The organism is Paenibacillus sp. 01T443 (assembly GCF_056398325.1).
In genome coordinates this window covers 56,094-74,420 of sequence record NZ_JBFTPE010000023.1, presented here as the reverse complement: position 1 = coordinate 74,420, position 18,327 = coordinate 56,094, and the positions used below count along the sequence as shown (strand labels likewise).

Annotated in this window: 14 protein-coding genes and 1 pseudogene; 3 read left to right on the top strand and 12 right to left on the bottom strand. The window is 44.6% G+C overall.

Features of this window, described 5'->3' with window-relative positions:
- From AC1DLI_RS28625 to AC1DLI_RS28585, 9 genes and pseudogenes are all read right to left on the bottom strand, one after another.
- Positions 1 to 131 (bottom strand): annotated as a pseudogene (locus tag AC1DLI_RS28625) (Ohr subfamily peroxiredoxin); the annotation flags it as partial.
- 52 nt (positions 132 to 183) lie between these two features.
- Positions 184 to 612 carry an organic hydroperoxide resistance protein gene (locus AC1DLI_RS28620; RefSeq protein WP_477608235.1) on the bottom strand — a complete coding sequence of 143 codons (429 nt, stop codon included), beginning with the start codon at positions 610 to 612 and terminating at the stop codon, positions 184 to 186.
- A 456-nt stretch (positions 613 to 1,068) separates the two neighbouring features.
- Positions 1,069 to 1,656, bottom strand: coding sequence for a TetR/AcrR family transcriptional regulator (locus AC1DLI_RS28615; RefSeq protein WP_477608233.1), 588 nt, complete (start codon positions 1,654 to 1,656; stop codon positions 1,069 to 1,071).
- 166 nt (positions 1,657 to 1,822) lie between these two features.
- Positions 1,823 to 2,731 carry a hypothetical protein gene (locus AC1DLI_RS28610; RefSeq protein ID WP_477608231.1) on the bottom strand — a complete coding sequence of 303 codons (909 nt, stop codon included), beginning with the start codon at positions 2,729 to 2,731 and terminating at the stop codon, positions 1,823 to 1,825.
- 70 nt (positions 2,732 to 2,801) lie between these two features.
- Entirely contained in the window at positions 2,802 to 5,891 is a 3,090-nt protein-coding gene (locus AC1DLI_RS28605) for a discoidin domain-containing protein (RefSeq protein WP_477608229.1), read from the bottom strand.
- Positions 5,884 to 8,013, bottom strand: coding sequence for an alpha-galactosidase (locus AC1DLI_RS28600; protein WP_477608227.1), 2,130 nt, complete (start codon positions 8,011 to 8,013; stop codon positions 5,884 to 5,886). The genes AC1DLI_RS28605 and AC1DLI_RS28600 overlap by 8 nt, the downstream gene beginning before the upstream one ends.
- A gap of 23 nt (positions 8,014 to 8,036) precedes the next feature.
- On the bottom strand, positions 8,037 to 9,677 hold the full coding sequence (locus AC1DLI_RS28595; RefSeq protein ID WP_477608225.1) for an ABC transporter substrate-binding protein: 1,641 nt from the start codon (positions 9,675 to 9,677) through the stop codon (positions 8,037 to 8,039).
- Positions 9,678 to 9,815: 138 nt separating this feature from the next.
- Positions 9,816 to 11,537 (bottom strand): cache domain-containing sensor histidine kinase, encoded by a 1,722-nt coding sequence (locus AC1DLI_RS28590; protein ID WP_477608223.1) that lies wholly within the window; start codon positions 11,535 to 11,537, stop codon positions 9,816 to 9,818.
- Complete coding sequence (locus AC1DLI_RS28585) at positions 11,512 to 13,071, bottom strand: response regulator transcription factor (RefSeq protein WP_477608221.1); 1,560 nt, start codon at positions 13,069 to 13,071, stop codon at positions 11,512 to 11,514. The genes AC1DLI_RS28590 and AC1DLI_RS28585 overlap by 26 nt, the downstream gene beginning before the upstream one ends.
- A 187-nt stretch (positions 13,072 to 13,258) precedes the next feature.
- Here AC1DLI_RS28585 and AC1DLI_RS28580 point away from each other — a divergent pair, with 187 nt between their 5' ends.
- Together AC1DLI_RS28580 and AC1DLI_RS28575 are read left to right on the top strand one after the other, a co-directional pair.
- On the top strand, positions 13,259 to 14,227 hold the full coding sequence (locus tag AC1DLI_RS28580) for an ABC transporter permease (RefSeq protein ID WP_477608219.1): 969 nt from the start codon (positions 13,259 to 13,261) through the stop codon (positions 14,225 to 14,227).
- A gap of 15 nt (positions 14,228 to 14,242) precedes the next feature.
- Entirely contained in the window at positions 14,243 to 15,136 is an 894-nt protein-coding gene (locus AC1DLI_RS28575; protein WP_477608217.1) for a carbohydrate ABC transporter permease, read from the top strand.
- A 148-nt stretch (positions 15,137 to 15,284) separates the two neighbouring features.
- Here AC1DLI_RS28575 and AC1DLI_RS28570 read toward each other — a convergent pair whose 3' ends face one another.
- From AC1DLI_RS28570 to AC1DLI_RS28560, 3 genes are all read right to left on the bottom strand, one after another.
- Complete coding sequence (locus AC1DLI_RS28570) at positions 15,285 to 15,788, bottom strand: DinB family protein (protein ID WP_477608215.1); 504 nt, start codon at positions 15,786 to 15,788, stop codon at positions 15,285 to 15,287.
- A 113-nt stretch (positions 15,789 to 15,901) separates the two neighbouring features.
- The gene (locus AC1DLI_RS28565; RefSeq protein ID WP_477608213.1) at positions 15,902 to 16,441 is read right to left on the bottom strand and encodes a DinB family protein; all 540 of its coding nucleotides are present in this window, start codon (positions 16,439 to 16,441) and stop codon (positions 15,902 to 15,904) included.
- 197 nt (positions 16,442 to 16,638) lie between these two features.
- Positions 16,639 to 17,010, bottom strand: a complete 372-nt coding sequence (locus tag AC1DLI_RS28560; protein WP_477608211.1) for a VOC family protein — start codon at positions 17,008 to 17,010, stop codon at positions 16,639 to 16,641.
- A 214-nt stretch (positions 17,011 to 17,224) separates the two neighbouring features.
- Here AC1DLI_RS28560 and AC1DLI_RS28555 point away from each other — a divergent pair, with 214 nt between their 5' ends.
- Entirely contained in the window at positions 17,225 to 18,325 is a 1,101-nt protein-coding gene (locus AC1DLI_RS28555; RefSeq protein ID WP_477608209.1) for a GerAB/ArcD/ProY family transporter, read from the top strand.
- The last annotated feature ends 2 nt before the right edge of the window (positions 18,326 to 18,327 follow it).

The window sequence follows — 18,327 nt, the reverse complement described above, 5'->3', positions numbered from 1 at the left end:
CCGTTACCCCCTAATTCCTTGGGATATCTCAAGTCCAAGTTAAGATTGCCATCGTTGGAAACAGCTTTGCCTTCTCTTCCACCTTGAACGGTTACAGTAGCCGTGTACAATTTCTTTTCTATTTTTATCATTTTCGGAACTCTCCTTTTAATACTGGATTATTTTATACTCTTTGTGCGCTGATTAACCAACTACGTTCGTTACTACTTCGATATTGCCACGGGTTGCTTTAGCATATGGGCAAACCAGATGGGCTTCCGCAACGATTTCCTCAGCCATGCTGGTTTCTACGCCGCTTATCGTGATGTCCAAAGTAATTGCGAGTAAAAAACCATCGTTCGCATCTTTGCCAAGCGTAACATTAGAAGTAATGGTTATACCTTCCGTTTTAATATTCTTTTGTCTAAGAATCTTACCCATCGCACCTTCAAAGCATGCGGCAAATCCTGCAGCGAACAGTTGCTCTGGATTTGTKCCAGCTCCGTTACCCCCTAATTCCTTGGGATATCTCAAGTCCAAGTTAAGATTGCCATCGTTGGAAACAGCTTTGCCTTCTCTTCCACCTTGAACGTTTACAGTAGCCGTATACAATTTCTTTTCCATTTTTATCATTTCCGGAACTCTCCTTTTAATACTGGATTATTTTATACTTTAGCCATACTAGTTACCGCACCTTTGCCGACCGGATAGGACGAACAAATACTTGAACGATCGTTCAAAAATAAATATAAAAAATATCAACCACTTATGACGGCACTGGCACTCCCAGCGGAGCTGCCCAGTCAACGACGATTTCTGAAAGTAGTGCCGGAATTAGTGTATACGAAATCAAGTTTGCCAAAAGTTTCTACTGCTGCGGCCGTTGCATTACCAAACCTGCCGGATCAGCTGCGTTCGCCTGAATCGCAAGGACATTGGAGCCAAGCTCCTCTGCCACCGAGCTTAACATGGTCTTTAACATGGTCTGATTCCGGCCTGTTAATTATGCGGATGCCAAGCCAAAAACACTGTCGCCTCCTGTAATGAAAGCCACTTCCCATCAATTTCCCCTTTGTTGTCCCACTCGTTTTATTCAAATACCGACATATTCATTTCAATAATTTGTCGAAATTTTTCCCTGTCAGTTATAGTCTTAACCATAACGCGAAGTCCTATTAATGCATTATTAAAATAAAGAGACAGCAATTCCGCGTTGAGCGCCTTGGAAATTTCTCCCGATTGTTGGCCTTCCTCAATTATGTCGCGGATTAACTGTTCTATAGTAGCCCAGCCCATTTGAACCAAATCTCTGGATACAGAATCCTGTTTTGCCAACTCAACCGCGGTATTCACCATGAAGCAGCCATCAGGTATCTCTTCTTTCTGTTGGACAGCCATTTCAAGCAACATTCGGATTGCTTTCTTGGCAGAACGGGTATCAGCCATATGACGTTTAACCGGACGTCTAACCGCTTGCTCAAACATTTCAATATAGCGTTTCAATGCTGTGACATACAAGGATTGCTTATCTCCAAAAGTATCATACAGGCTCCCTTTATGAATCCCCATGTGGGTAACCAGATCCTGCACGGATGTCTTCTCATAGCCTTGTTCCCAAAATAACAGCATGGCTTTTAGCAGAACGGCATCTTCATCGAATTCCTTTGTCCTGGCCATCTCATTGCTCCCTCCTTCCAAAATCAATTTACTATATAAAGAACGATCAGTCAAGAATTATTTTTGAACGATCGTTCTTTATATGAATGGTACAACCTTTAAAAATGAAAAAATAACAAGCCCCGGTATCGGCATCATCGGGGCTCCGATGTTCACAATTTCAGGTTTACGATGCATATTCCTGACCAGCTTGGAGTTCCCATCGGATAGTATACGATGCACTTTCACCCGGCTGCAGTGTATAGACGGGGCTGTGTACTTCCAGCTCATAGTAAGGATAATCACTGGCATTGTACACCTCAACAACCGTATTGTGTGGATATGTTTGTTCCGGCTTCACCGAATAAGTCTTCATAAGCGTATAGCTTTTCCCGTTTGTCGCCGGAAGCCGTGCCGTAGTCTGTCCAGCATCTGTCATGAAGCCTAACTTGTAGAGCAAATTGGTATTAATCTCCACTCGCCATCCTTTCGCGTCGTGAATGGCAGAAGCATTCTCCCCATTTAACAACATAACGGGTTGATCCGCATAAACGGTCGCGCCTACCGGAATTTCCACGATTCCATCTCGATTTAGCATCGTTACCTGCCATAAGCCCTTTTTAACAGGACCAGGTCCATGATTGATTAGCTTTTGCTCGATATCCATATGCGGTTTGTCTCCGTAACATGTAATAGTCCGAATGATTTGCAACTGTGTTTCTCTGCATACAGGGCTCGTAAGGAGCAGCTTAACCGTATCCTCGCTGCGCTGGATTTCTAGCTCATATTCGCCGTGATCTAAATCGGCATAAGGGCAGTCGCCCCAATCAGCTTGAGGAGCAAGCCATGTTTTTTCGCCGCCGTAGAGCAGCTGTTGACCTTTCATACGCTGCGATCTCATTTCCTCCACGTTATCAACTACGTACTTAGGGCGATGACCTGCAAGGCTTTGGTTCTGGTAGAGCAGGTTAATCCCGTCCGCCCCAAACTCCAAGATGCGTCCACCAATACCCGGCACCATCGCCATATCATAATATTTCGTATGGATGCTAACGGAAGGAAAGCCTAAATGGCTGCTTATCGTAATCTGAATCATTCGAAACCGCCCTTTCTGTAAAAAATAAGGCGACCGATATTACTATCGATCGCCCCTTGTCCCGTGAGAGCTACTCGCCCTCACCACTTGAATAAATGGTAAAAATTAAATCGCGTTCTCCGTTATTTTCCGTAGTCCATGTCTCGCCGCCGTCCAGTGAGATCCGCTCATACCCATCCGAATAAGAATTTGTATCGTTGTAGGCGAACCCGTAGTTATTATTCGTAGATTCGGTCATAACCGATTTTGGCGATTTCAAGATAATTCCGTATTTCTTACTTGTATCCAAATTTTTCAGCTTCGGATAGATGGAGTATGGACTCACGCTCCCCGGGATATTATAGGCCGGGAGCGACGCGGAGAATATCGTATTCTGCGGGTTGTCCTGCTCATCCAGTACGACGATATCGAAGTAATAAGCGTCCGCCGGTACGGTATTTACATAGCTCTCATAAATATACAGATCGATCTTCGGCAGGGTGCTGTCGTTCAGCTTGAACACCTGCATCCTTTGCACCTTGGCCCGAATGTCCGAGTAGCTAGCGTAATCCGAATTGCTGTTGTCTTGATCAATAATTGGACCGCTATTCCCCTCGACATAATAGGCCTCAATCTCATCAATTGACGGAATAAGATAATTCGTCTTCATTAATAATCTTATTTTTGATGTCGATACGGTTTCAAAATTAATGACTTTATTGTCACCCACCGTAAATCCTTTTGTGATGTCAACGTACTTCGTGCCGTCCCAATACTGCAACGCATAATTGGCGATCTGGAAATAAGTTCCTTTATGCTCTTTAATGACAACTCTGTTGACGGACGTCTCTTGGGCAAAATCGATTTCAGCCCATTGATTGTTCAACTGCCCGTCGGCTGCACTCCATCTCGTGGATGAAAGACCGTCCGTCAATTTGTCCGCTTCATATCCCGTTTCGCTCCAGGTCGAGGATACTTCAGTTTGTTTACCAAGGGCGAGATTTACCGGTGTGGTTCCGTTGTCGTTGCCTGGTCCGCCCTTTGATATCCGAATAATGGCCGTACCGTTCGGCTGGAGCGTGTGCGTAAACTTTCCGGACACCTTGCCCAGTACTTTCCCGGAGTATAGCTCAGTTAAAGTATGCTTGGCATGCGGGTTTAATCCAAGCTCGGAGAGGTTAACCGTAATTTGCTTCTCTTCACTTGCATTCCAATTAGACAGTCCGACAATGACATCACCGCCGTCATCAGTTATATAAACAACCGATGGGGAATGCTCCCCTTTATGATACACATTCGGCATGTCTACAGGCTTGGCGGCTTTGCCCTTCCGAACGAGCTCCAGCAGCTTCTTATTCTCAAGGATGCTCATCCTTTCCTCTGACAGGAATGAGAAGTTATCACCTGCCAGCCAATGTCCCCCGCCAAGCGCAACAGTCGTTGCCAGCAGCTTGCCTTCACTTTGACTGTATTTGTACCAGAAACCTTGAGAAAAGTTTTCCGGAATAATCATGTCGGCGTCATTGTATTCATACAGCGTACCGTTCGTCCACCACGAGGCGGCTGTGTTGAATGCCTGTCGCTCGATGCCGGAATAACCGTCTACCCCAATCGTCGTATCGCATGCCGATCTTCTCCCGTGAGCAAACGCTGCAGGCAGCAGAGGCGCTATCGATTCATTAATATAGATCGGGCGATCAGCCGCAAGAACAGCATCCCGGATGATTCCCATGCCGATTCGATAAGCTTGAACGCCATTTACCGCTGGGTCGTACCGCAACCCGTCGTACATGCCCATATCAATAAAATCAAGCTTAAGGTAATCGAAGCCCCAATCGATATATTTCTGAATGGCGCTGCGCAGCGCAACTTGGGCTGCTGGATGGGTAATATCCATCGCATAGGTGCCCAAATACGTTTTGATCAGCTGCCCGTTCTCATCCTTTAGTGATATATCCCTATGGTTATATTCCGTTCCCGGAATAGGCAGATCGAGCCAGGCATCATAGATCGTGAACGGCGTTTGATAGCCGCCGACCTTCAAGCCTTTCCCGTGAACATAATCCGCAAAGGCCTGCATACCCTCTTCAAAAGGCAGATCCGAGACCGGCTGGAAACCTCCATCCAAGTTAAAATATTCGTAACCGAGCGGTTGAAGATGCTCAGCCATATAGTCGACTAGCGGATACATAGCTTCGGCCGTCGCATAGTTGTAATGCGAGTAATACGTGTTGTAGCCCATAGGCACCTCGCCATCCCATTCCAAGCGAGGCTCCCCGATATTGTACACGCTTCCGTATTCCTCAAGGCCGGTCTGATAATCACCATAATATCCGATGAAGAACAGATCAGATGAAACGGTTTCTCCGCTTTGCGTACCACCCCAATTATAAAGGCTGAACGAGGTTAATGGACCATTTGCCTGTTCCGCTTCGCCAAGTCTCTGGCTGCTCTTCCAATTTTTCACGGTTGCTGCGCCCGCCACGAAACCTTGCTTGGACGTATTATCGAACATGGCCGCAACCCAGTGGCTGATACCGTTAAATGGCTCCCATTTCAACTGCTCGCCTTCGAATCTGTCGGCACCGTTCTGACTGTTGCCAAAATCATCTACAGGAGCTACCCCGAAATCAAAGTTATTCGAATAAGGAGTAGTGAAGATGCGTTTGTCCGTACCCGATCCGATATCAAGAAACGAGGACGAGATCGGTTCGATTATTTCCACAGTTTGAGAAGATGGACTAACTACACTCATATCGGTCAAAAAATAAGACTTATCCGAATAGAGATAGAAATGCGTAACGATCGAGGAGCCCGCATTCAAATCATTGTTAATCGTCAATTTCACACCGTCACGACCGTAGCCATCGTCCCCGATTTTACTCCATTCTGCCGTCCGGACCGCCGGATCGGATGAACGAAATCTCGTATCATTACCGGCAAGCTTATAATTGGAATGAAAATTTTGCAGAACCTTCCGATCGTCCCAGATGACGTTCCCTTGTCCGGTAGATAGATTATAAGTAAGTGTATAATGGCCGTTCGAGGCCTGCACAATACCATTTTTCTGATCAATCTGCAGCTTCTTCTGTTTTGCGGAACTATCGTAAGGCAATATAACAACCCCCATAACGAATACCAATAAGATTGCAATCACCTTTCTAAATGCCATTTTATTCATGTGTCCCCTCCCGAGCTTTAATTCGAATCATGACGCTGTCGAAATCGCCTCGCATATTAAGAGGAATACCTGCTTTCATTAACGTGCTTCCATGCAGCTGTACAGTTTCTTTCGACAGTCCCTCAACATCATATACCATGCCGCCGGCAAGACCTTGCAGCTTCAATTGGGAATGACGACCGAACTGCTGAGCATGGAGAAAAACAAATACAACGCTATCGGAATGATCGTCATTCACATACTGAACAGCTGCCAGCTTGGAATGGCGTAATGAGGAGAGCCGGTACTGCTTGCCCACCTGTACGAGATGCCTTATTTCCTTATAAGAGGTAATATGAACGGCAGCCTCATCGATCTCGCTATCCGCCCATTCTCTCAAGTTTCCTCCGATCCCCAGCGCTCCCGTCATTGCGCTGTGGAACCTGAAGGACAAGGGCAGTTTGCGTCCGTTCATTCCGTTCGGGGAGTCCGTTACCCAGCACATCATGATTTGCGGACTATATACATAGGTGAAGCCCTCTTGAATGCGCAGCCGGTCAAATGCGTCGGTATTGTCGCTTGGCCAGGCCTGATCGGCAAAGCGCAGCATTCCAAAATCAATTCTCGCTCCGCCCCCAGCGCAGGTTTCAAATTCTACGTTAGGAAACTTTGCACGCAGCTCCGCCCAAATGTCATATAAGCTTTGTACGTGCCGGATCCAAATTTCCCTCTGCTGTTCCTGCGGAAATCCCTGCAGCCCCGGCTCGGTAATCGTCCTGTTCATATCCCATTTAATAAAGGCGATAGGATGAGAGCTGAGCAGCCTAGTCATAAAGTCTATAATATATTGTTTCACCTCGGGCTTAGCTAGGTTTAACACCAGCTGATTCCGAAGCTGTGTGCCGGTTCTGGTAGGAAAATGGTAGACCCAGTCAGGATGATTCCGATAAAGCTCGCTGTCCGGGTTGACAGACTCCGGTTCAACCCAAATGCCGAAGTCCATCCCTAAGTCATTTACCTCCCGAATTAACGCGTCCAGCCCCGAAGGAAATTTGTCCGGATTGACGTCCCAATCTCCAAGCCCGGCTCGGTCGCTGTTCCTTTTGCCAAACCAGCCGTCATCGACAACAAAACGTTCGACTCCCATCTTGGCAGCTTTCTTCGCCAGCTCGATCTGCTCTCCCGCATGCACGTCAAATGTTGTCGCTTCCCAGGAATTGTACAACACCTTGCGCTTAGCTTCGGTAGGAAGTATGTACTCCCGTTGATACGTGTGCAGGGTGCGGCTCATCCCACCGAAGCCTGACGAGCTGTACCCTCCGACGAAGACTGGTGTCATAAATGACTCTCCTGGCCTCAGCATCCACTGGCTGTCAAAATCATGAATGCCGCCCGTCACGCGAACATGTTCAAATATCGTCTTCTCCGCCACGATTTTCCAGTTACCGCTCCAACCTAGGGCGCCGAACCATACCTCCCCCACAGACTCGGCTGCACTGCCGTCATCCATAGCAAACCACGGATTCGCATGAGGCCCCGTGAACCCTCTTCTCGATTCGATGATTTTCTTACCTTCGGAGAGCACCGTTTCCCTAAGCTGATATTCACCGGCCCAGCTACCCGCCACGTGAGTCATCCTGCTTTGCGGCATGTAAGGCATCGTCCAGGCTGCTGATTGGAAGGATTCTAGCACGATATCGTCTTCTCCAGTGTTGACGGCTTCGGCGTATCGTTCGATCAAATCGAGTTCAGGGATGATCCGGTAATATAGATTCACTTTCAAATTATAGAAGGCGTCCTTTAAAATCAGGATCAGACATTCCAGACCCTTGTCCTTCTCGATCCGATATCCCTCAAAGACCGTTTTGAGATCTCTGACTTGATCGGAGAACTGCACCTTAAGACTGGGCTCGGAATATCCAACTCCGCCCCAGAAGCTAAATTCCTCGCATTCACGTTCCACTTCTGCATCAAATGAGCTGTGGGACCTTGAGCGGAGACGATGGGCGCAATCAAGCGCCGCAATCGTCTCACCCCAATACAAATGCTGGAGAATCCCTTTCTCATTCACTCCGAACACATAAGATGTCCGCGCGGTTTGAATTTCAAATAGATGCTTGTCTTCATGAACGATTATCGGCACTTCCGTCACCTCATACTATGATATTAATTCCAAAGCTCTTTACGCTTGTTGAAATTATCGGTATAAATCTTCTCGAGCTTCGCAAGCCCTGCCGTTTCCAATTCCTTCATCATCGTGTCGTATAATTTGACGGCTTCCGCCTCGGAAGGTGCCATTACCATCCTAGGGAAATACTTATTAACCGTTTCGCCAACCTTCGTTTGCATAATAGCTTCAGGAGTACCGCCGCTTGGACCCAAGTTGTCATAAAGAGCCGTGTCAAACGACGAATCTGCTAGATTCTTGATCGCAAGCTTGGCAACTGCATCCGTCTCATACCGGCCAATTAAGTCATATGGCGTCCCATCCGATCCCGGACCATTCTTGATTGTCCAGGTCCACTTCCGGATGCCGGTTTCCGTGGAATAACCCGCCCAATCCTTTTTAAAGCCATCCAGAACTTCAGGCCTAGGAACATGCTTGCCATCCTTCATATCCCAGTGCGTTCCTTCAACACCCCACATCATCAAATATTGGCCTTCCTCACTTGCTAGAAAATCAAGGAATTTAATCGCACGGACCGGATCGGCATTTTTTGTCGTAATTCCGATGCCATCCCATCCGAGCGAGTTTTTCGGACCAAAGGTCGTTTTCTGCGGATCCACGCCTGGTGCAATGACTTTATAAGGATAAAATTGGCTTTCGTCTTTCTTGGATTGATCCGCCGCTTCCTCTTTCAATATCGTATTCGGCTTGCCCAGATTCCAAAAGGCATCCGTTGTCGCAAATACGCTGCCCGATGCCGTCTTTTGTTCATATTGCTGTGTTTTCATCGTCGCCCATTCCGGATCGATAAGGCCTTGGGTGTACAAGGAATTCATAAATTTGATCATGTCCAAATACTTCGGATCTCTCACGTCGCTTTTCAGTTCATTGCCCGTTTCATAATAAGGCATAATACCGTACATGCCTTTGAACGTACCCGAAATCGCACCCATGTTCTCGCCGTTTAACGTCATGGCCATCGAAGGTTTGCCGTCAATTGTCGGATATTTCTCTTTGAAGCTTTTGAGCAGTCCGACAAACTCTTCAACGGTGAAGGGCTCTCCGTTGTTCACTTTATCCCCGGCTCCCAGCTCTCTCATTACATCCATTCTCATCATAAATCCGAATACCGGATACTGCTCCAGCCCATACCAGTTGGCAAGGTAATAGTTCTTACCGTCCGTGTGCCGGGTCTTGTTCAGCATGTCGCCATACATTTCCTTAATGTTTGGCCCATACTGGTCAATTAGATCGTTGAGCGGGATAAGCGCCCCAGCCGCAATATATTTGTCGAGAATATCGCCGCGTGAAATCGCCATCAGGTCAGGCAGATCGTTGCTGGCCAGCATCAGGTTTAATTTCTCGGCTGGATTGCCGGTCGGCTGTTGAATCTCCAAAGAAACACCGGTCTGCTCGGTTATTTTTTGGGCTACCACATTATCAAACGAATCACCGACATTACGGTCAAAAAAAGTGAATTTGATCGGCGAGTTTCCTTCGGCTTCTCCTTCTTCTTCTGCGGCAGGCGTGTTAGTAGCTTTACCCTCGTTTATTGGTTCCCCATTGCTGCTGCAGCCTGCAAGCAGTGCCATCAATAAAACAATCAGACCCGTAAATCGGAAATGCCCCTTCTCTCTCATAGCTGATCTGTTCCTCCTTGAAATTAGGATGCAAGTGAGTTCAACAATCGTCGAACCGCTTTGCTTAGACTTTATTGTAGACACCAGACCGTTCTCGTTCTATACAACTTTGTTATTAAACATGACGGAAAACGACTATCATAAATAGATAGTCGTCTTCGGAATACGGATTTGCACAGAAGTGCCTATACCAAGCCTGCTGTACACCTCAACGCCGTACCGTTCACCGTATGCCAGCTTGATTCGCTTGTCCACATTATAAATTCCGTAGCCCGCAGGCTGTTCCGTCTTCTCCATCATCCGTTCATAAATATCACGATGCATCCCCATACCGTCATCAATCACGGATAACAACAAATCCTCTCCATCTGAAAAGAGCTTAATGATAATCGTAATGCCGCAGTCATCATCCCAAATCGCATGATTAATGCAGTTTTCAATAAAAGGCTGCACAATTAACTTCAACGTTGTAAAGTGAAATAGCGATTGGTCCAAGGAATAATGGACCCGGAATAAGCCTTGGAATCTGGTTTCCTGTATAGAAAGATAGTGCTCTGTAAGCTTGATTTCTTGTTCAATGGTGATCGTTTTTTTACCTTTGTTTAAGGAGATCCGGTAAAACCTAGCCAGATCATCCGCCATCCGATGCACATGCCCATTATTATGTTTAATAGCTAGAGCAGAAATGGAAGCCAGTGAATTGTAGAGAAAATGCGGCGTTATTTGAGCTTGGAGAGTGTTCATCTCCGCTTCATTCTTCAGAACCTCCTTCTTGTATACGTCATTGATTAATTCTTCTATCTTCATCGCCATCTTCTTTAGAGCAAAAGACAGTTGGCCTACTTCGTCGTTCCCCATCGGCGGGAATGTTAAATCGAATGTCCCGCGTTCCACTTTGCGAATTTGATGAAGCAGTATTTCGAAGCGCTTCGTCAACAACCGACTGGTTCCGAATATCAAGACAATGGCCGCGAATACGCATGCGAGAGAGATGGTTAGCATTTTACCAGAGGCTGCTCGAGCCTGCGTCAGCAATTCCTCATAAGGTAAAATGGCAATCGTTTTCCAGCCGTTGTGTAACGATTTTTCAATGACGATCGAGTTTTCATTCTTTTGGGCTAACAATTCGGCAGTGTTTCGGAACTTCGCATGTTTTACGTCTGACGTTATAATATTTCCTTTCTCATCCGCCACAATAATCGCTTTGTTATTGCTCTCTTTCTCGATGAGAGAGAAGATTTCTCTCTCTGATATTTCCATAGTCAAAATTCCGTAAGGAAAGTTCAGGCTCAAATAGTTCAGTGAACGCGTAAGTGTCACCACTCGCTCCTTCTCAGCTCCGTCAGTCGGGAAAAAGTGGGTTATATGTCCTGCCGCATGCAACGATTGCGTGACCAGCTTTGCGGGCACCTCATCCATATGCTTTACAAAAAGTCCATCCGAATGAAGCGTTTGATTATCCGTATAAATCGTAATTGATTGCAGATTGGGATTCATCGCGAGAATCTTATTCAGCGTTTGATTAATATAGTCGTACGCGTCAAGCACTGAAATATCATTTTTTTCATAGTGGTTAAGCAAGTAATTCCTGAGTTGAGTGTCCAAGTAAATTAATGTGGCATTCTGAGCGTATAAGTCCAGCTTATTCTCAATATTGTTATTGACCTGATCAATCGTACTTCCTACGTTCTCGACCGCCTGCTGAGTTAGCTGTTCTTTAATCGTATGGTAGGAATAGAAGATCAAGAAAGCGATAGGCAGTATCGTAACAAGGAGATATACGATAAACAATTTGCTTCGCAATCGTATGTTGATTCGCATTCTTTTGCAGATGCTATAAAAATTTTTTACGATATTCATTCGGCGTGACTCCTTGCGTTTTATAAAAGAACGAACTGAAATAAGACGAGTTATCGTATCCCACTTTTCTAGCCACATCATGAATCTTTAATGATTTGTCGCGCAGCAGTTCCACCGCTATGGTAAGACGGACCTTTGTCAGATATTCATGAATGGTGCAGCCCTTTTTTTCCTTGAATAAGGCCCTCAAATAATTGGGAGAAATGTACACCTTTTCCGCCAGATGTTCGATCGTAAGAGGTTCGAAGTAAGCGCTGTCAATTATATCGACCACTTCCTGCACCAGCAGCATATGTCGATCCTGCTGTTTATCCTCAAGATAACGTCTGATCCTATCCATCAACCCCAGAATAATATTTTTGATTCCTCGAATAGAATCTTCTTGCAGGATTGACCTTTTCCAGTCATGAAGATCTCCGATCCCTTTGATTGCCTGATCATCGAATTTCGAGCATACGTTGGCTATCCCTTTCAATACGTCCATCGATACTTCATAAACCTTTTCCCTGCTTACGTGCATCCGGACTAACGTATCGAAATAATGGTCAATTCCACTTAGGAACCCCGACAAATCGGACAAATTTAATCTCCCCAGCAGCATCTCATCTTCGGAGTTAAATGCAGCATCGCGCACAATCTTAACTTGCCCCGAATGAATAATGTTCCCAAGTCCGATATAAAAACGTTCCCCCACCGCTTTCTCCGCCTCCTCTAACATAGAGTGCGCGTGCTTCAGCAAGGTTTCCGTGTCAGCAATTCCGATAGTCACCGTCCAGTTATATTCGCGTTGGATGGAGTCGGATAGTTCCTGCCAAAATAACTCATAATCCATGCCTTGATTAAATTTGATCGTGATCAGCCATTCATGTTCAACGGCCTGTAAGGTGGTTCCTTCCAACGAAAAGCTGCTCAGCAGCGAACTGATAATCATTGGTATTTCGTTCATTTCTTTCAACTGCGCAGAAGAACTTTCTTTATATGCAAGATAATTATCGATACTAATTAAAGCGGTTACATAATGATCGCTAAGAAACCGCTGATCCATTAGGATGAGCTCTGTCCAAGATTGTTCTAAGTTACTGTCGTTGTTGGCAGCTTTGTAAAGTTCCTCGATACGTTTCTCGATCAGGATCTGCTTGGAACGACGCAGTAAATTGACTTTCTCCACCTCTTCCTTGACTTTAGCTATTACATCACGTAATTCGACTTGATTAATCGGCTTCAAAAGATAACCAACGGCCCCGGCATGAAGTGCTGACTTTACATAGATAAATTCATCGTGCCCGCTTAAAAATATGATTTTCATCCAATCGAATCGTTCTTGAATGAGGGAAGCCAGCTGGAGTCCGTCCATAATCGGCATTCGCACATCAGTAAGCACGATATCCGGCTGTAATTGCTGAATTTGCTCCCAAGCTTTCTTTCCGTTTTTGGCGGCTCCAACTACTCTAATGTTCATGCTAGCCCAATCGATGTGGTTCTGGAGCAGATCCAACTCGATAAATTCGTCCTCCACTAGATAAATAGTCAACACCTACATCTCTCCCATAACCCGAATAATATACCCCATTATATCACCGGCATATCTCTCGAAGTAGTGCCTTACATTCTTTTCACACAATGATAGGCGTTTTCCCGCATGTTTCTTCACATTGTAATATTGCTACCAGAGATCAGCGACTCGTATAATTTTGTACAATACCAAGGAGCGAGGTGCTTACATGAGTACGGCCGTCAATGTTATAAGCAAGAAAAATACAGTCACAAAAAAAAGTTTCAAAATTCGGTTAATAGAGCAGCGGTATCTTCTTTTGCTGCTTACGCCAGCGGTCATATGGGCAATCTTCTTCGCCTATTTACCAATGGCTGGATTGTATATGGCATTTGTCAATTACAAACCTACGCTTGGGAATTTTTGGGGTAATCTATTCCACAGCGAATTCATTGGCATGGACTGGTTCAATTATTTTTTCAGTAACGGTGATTTCTTAATTATTATGCGTAATACACTGGCATCCACTTTACTCACGCTGGTCATATCCTTTCCTGCACCAATTATCATTGCGATTGCCCTGAATGAGATCAAAGGAGCAGTATTCAAAAGAACGGTTCAAACCGTGTCATACCTGCCCCATTTCATTTCTTGGGTTATTGCAGCGAATATCATCGTTACGGTTCTCTCTTCAGACGGAATTGTCAACAAACTGCTGCAGTGGCTGCATTTGACGGATAAAAGCATTTTCTTTCTGCAGGAAGGCAAATATTTCTGGTGGATTGTGGCGCTCGGAAACACATGGAAGGAAATGGGGTACAGCGCGATTATTTATCTCGCAGCAATCTCTTCGATCAACCTAGAATTATACGAGGCAGCACGAGTCGACGGTGCCGGGCGGTTCAAGCAGATTTTGTATGTAACCCTGCCGCATTTGAAACCGACAATCGTAATTCTTCTCATTCTATCTCTCGGAGGCGTACTTAACGCAGGCTTTGATCAGCATTATTTACTCGGCAACGGCTTGAATCAAGGATATTCCGATGTTTTATCAACCTATTCATTCCGATACGGATTGCAAAACTCTATGTTCTCTTATGCATCAGCTGTTGGTTTATTCAATTCCGTTGTAGCTTTCATTCTGGTTGTAATCGTCAATTTCACTTCCAAAAAATTAAACAACCAATCGTTATTTTAAAGGAGTTAATGAACAATGCCAAAAATACACTCGCTTTCGGATAAGCTTTTCGATCTGTTCATTTACCTCTTTCTCATTATCATATTTCTCGTTACGTTTTACCCCTTCTGGAATATCCTTGTCGTGTCCTTAAATGATGCCACCGATTCGGTACGTGGGGGATTATATTTATGGCCGAGGCAGTTCACGCTTGAAAGTTACGAATCGATATTCCGTAATTCGGAGTTGATCAATTCAGTGAAGGTCACCGTCCTGCGGACGATCATCGGAACTCCGCTCTCCGTGCTGGTCATCAGCATGATGGCCTATTCGCTCAGTAAGCGCGAGCTTATTGCCTGGAGAGCATTCACGCTGTTTTTCATCTTCACTATGTATTTCGGTGGAGGATTGATCCCCACCTATATGATCATCAAATCTTTGGGACTGATCGATTCGTTCTGGGTGTTTATTTTCCCAGGTCTGGTTGGGGTTTTCCTCATGATATTGGTTCGCACATATATCGAGCAGCTGCCGCCGGAGATGGAGGAATCCGCCAAGATAGACGGGGCGAATGATCTACAAATTTTTGGCCGGATGGTCCTTCCGCTCTGTGTTCCTGTACTGGCAACCATCGCACTATTTATCGGCATCGGGCATTGGAATTCCTGGTACGATTCGTATATCTATACGTATAAGCCGGAGTTGAAGACACTTCAGGCTATCCTGGTCAAGATTTTGAATCAGTACCAGACGGGGGCCATGGTATCGGAAGCAGAGCAGCTAGCGAACAGCTCGAAACGGAATCCGGTATCCGGCGAAAGTGTCCGGATGGCAGTTACGATGGTGGCCACCCTCCCCATTGTATTTATTTATCCGTTTCTGCAGCGATATTTTGTGAAAGGCATTATGATGGGAGCAATTAAAAGCTAACTCTAATGGAAAGCACTTGAACTTAGGAATTCAGTCGTTCAACTTATATATATAGAATAACCCGGAAGAATAATCTTCCGGGTTATTCTTTTGCTTTCTAACGCTATCGCTTTTCACCCAAAACGCCGAATCGGGATATAGTCTTACTTTATATTACCGGAGCCGGTGCACCAAACTCTGCCCACTGCTCTTTCGTCGGGCCGTAAAGATCCGGAACACGAAGGCCGGCCTGACGCATCAGGACCGTCATTTGACCGCGATGATGAATCTCATGCTTTATGAGGATATCCAGCGTCAAGCCGTTCGGCCATTGATCGCCGTACATGTCGCTCATGATGAGCAGATTCTCATCCTTCCAACTGGACTGTACAGCATCAAGGAATGCTTGCGAGGTTCGCTTATAGACTGCCGCAATGTCCGCTGCCGAAGCTGGTACTGTCACATCTTCGCCCGGTCCTTCGAAAGACAATCCAGTCCGCGATGGCATTTCGTGCAATGTCTGTACAAGGTGCCATGCAAGACGTCCAAGCGTGCGATGATCGCTCGTTATCTGTTGGCCAAGAGACTCGTCCGTGAGCGTCTCCAGCGTCCGCAATGTTGCTGCCGTTTCATTCCGCCAAGTCGCGGCAAAATCCTCGATGTGTTTAAACATATCTAACATCTCCCTTTTGTAATGGAATAGTACCATTATATCATTGTTTGATATCAATATTTGTAAGTGTGTAAGTAAGGTAACCTCTAACCCATTCTCCACGATGCTTTAAATCAAGTTATGGCAACCGATTTAAATTTAGTATTTGATTCATCCTGGTACATAAAAAGTCCATATTCTGTCATAACAGAGGAATGGCCTAGTTGACGAAGCATAGCAGACAAATTACCCCGGTGGTACGTACCATGATTCACAACTTGTATAATAAACTCTGAGTATCTGGTGTTTAAAATTCCAGCATAAGGATTATCTAAGACAACCCCTTTCTCAAGATCCGCATGCCCGTTAATACATGCTTTGAATCTCACGGACAATTCGTCATACATTGCTTCAAGTTCCTCAAGGCTTCTAGCTTCTGCATCCGCCTCGATTTGAAAAGAAGCATCCATAGCTTCATTCATACTTTTCCCCATCAGGATGTCCAGCCAACCGGAATCAACCTTGTAAATATGTGCCATGACCTTCGACACCGAAGAAAACACGCTTTGAATTTCTTGTTTGTATAGGTGATGCGGAAGCTCCTTTAAGCGATTAAAAATTATTTTATTTGCCCATACATGATAGTCGTAAAATCTCAAACAATGATTTGTCATTCAACAACCTCCTGTTTTTGTTTGTTGTTTACTTATGTTTTCATCATACAATGGCAACCCTGACAACTGTATGTCAGGGTTATAAATGAGCAGCTAATAATAGAAACAGCGGCTGCCTGGGACGTGAAAATAAGTCCTAGACTGCCGCTGTTTTATTGAACTATCGTATCTCGTTTTTACCTATTCCATTCTCTGCTTCATCTGTGTTGATCTATAAGAATGGAATTACCATCAGGATCTTCAATTGTAAAACTTGCAGGGCCTTCGTTTGTTTCATCTGCTTCAGATAATAATTTAATTCCTTTTGCTTTAAGCTGTTTTTGAATATCTCGAATGTCAGTAAACGAATTAAGATTTTCGGCATTTTCATTCCATCCTGGATTAAAGGTCAGAATATTCTTTTCAAACATTCCTTGGAATAGACCAATTATGCAACTTTCATTCTTCATAATGAGCCAATTTTGGGTAATATCGCCTCCAAAGTCTTGAAATCCCAGATTTTCGTAAAATAATTTTGATTCGTAAATGTCTTTTACACTTAAACTTACAGAGAACGCGCCAAGTTTCATATTTCCTCCAATAAAAAATTATTTTTAGTAGGTTTATTGTATAAAGTATACAACATTTCTTTAATGAACACATGTTTCGCCCAGTATTGTAACCACGACAGCAATTATTATACAAACAATCTATTTAGTAAACTCAGTAGGGGTATTTGATGCAGTATACGAGGTGTTATGAAAGGTAATAATTGGTGTATATCTGTTCTGAAGGAGAACGCGAATGAAGTCCGCTGAAAAAATATCGGGAACTCAATTATGTTTGTTACTTTTTTCCTTTATAGCTCCTACCCTCATTCTTGTCATGCCGGGTGTGCTGTCAAAAATCTCCAAGCAAGATGCATGGATGACGGTTTTTCCTGCTTTCTTGATCGGGTCATTAACGATTTGGGCGATGATCATATTGTCGAATCGCTACCCGGGTCTGACGATTATACAGTACAGCTCTCAAATCATAGGCAAATGGCCTGCAAAGTGCTTAGGATGTTATTTTATTTATTACTGGATTAATTTTGATTTCATCGCTCTTAATCAACACATACAGTTTATAAATACCTTTCTGCTCATGAGAAGTCCTGCTATCATTGTCAGTCTAACGTTGGCACTCTTATGCGGCATAGCAGCCTATATGGGTATCGAATCTATCGCAAGAAGTAATGAGTATATTTCCTTACTCATCTTTGCTTTATTGATTCCACTCTTGTTGCTCATGCTAACAGCATCTGATCCGGAGCGGCTCCGTCCTGTGTTGAGTCAAGGATTGGTCCCAGTCCTTCAGGGGACCGTATTCCCAGTCGCTTACTTTGGTCAAGTTATTATTTTAGGATGGCTACTTCCTTATTTGAATCAACCGAAGAAAGCAACCAAAGCTTCGTTCATCGCATTGTCGCTTATCTCTGGTCTTCTCTGCATTACTATTATACCTCTGATTATGATCTTTGGGCCGTTAGCGGAAAAATTGAGTTTTCCAGTGATAGACGTAGTTCGGTATGTAGGTATAATAGGAAGCTTTGAGCGCTTGGAAGCTTTAGGGGTGGCTATATGGGTTATGGGATGCTTTGTAAAAATATCTCTCATTTTCTTTCTTCTATGTCTAAGCGTAAGCCAACTTTTTAACATTAAAAATTACAAGGACTTTGTATTCCCTTTAACAATTTTGTCAGTGATCGGATCGGTTACGATTTTCACATTTTATTCCACTGAATTAAATACTTATCTTAAATATTCTTTTCCGAGTTACGCATTTTTTACACAATCCATTTTACCCCTTACACTACTAATGATTGATACGATAAAGCGACGCTGGAGGAAGTCAGTGGTTTAGAT